1 pseudogene is annotated in these 280 nt (G+C 65.4%); it reads right to left on the bottom strand.

Annotated elements, in window-relative coordinates:
• Positions 1–235: pseudogene (locus tag Q5L94_RS13630) on the bottom strand (hypothetical protein); the annotation flags it as partial.
• Positions 236–280: the final 45 nt, after the last annotated feature.

Below are 280 nucleotides of genomic sequence, written 5' to 3'. Positions count from 1 at the left end.
CGAACCCGCCTACGTCGGCATAAGTCAGCACCGACCATCTGTCGGCGATGGGCGTGTTGACCCTGAGTGCCACAATGGGATCGACAAAACTCTGCTCAGGCGCGAGGCTGACGCCCGCCAGCGGAACGGAAACAAGGCCATCCAATTTCCAGCCACGGATGCCGCCCATGATGTCGACGGTCGTCCCGCCGCCCGCTTCGAAGCGCTGACCCGCGGCGAGCGTCAGCGAAGCCATTGTCACCTCACCCGAGGCCGGCCCAAGTGGTGTCAGCCCACCGCG

Source organism: Idiomarina sp. Sol25, assembly GCF_033052775.1.
GTDB lineage: Bacteria > Pseudomonadota > Gammaproteobacteria > Enterobacterales > Alteromonadaceae > Idiomarina.
Note: the sequence above shows the minus strand (reverse complement) of the source record. Positions and strands in the feature narration are given on the sequence as shown.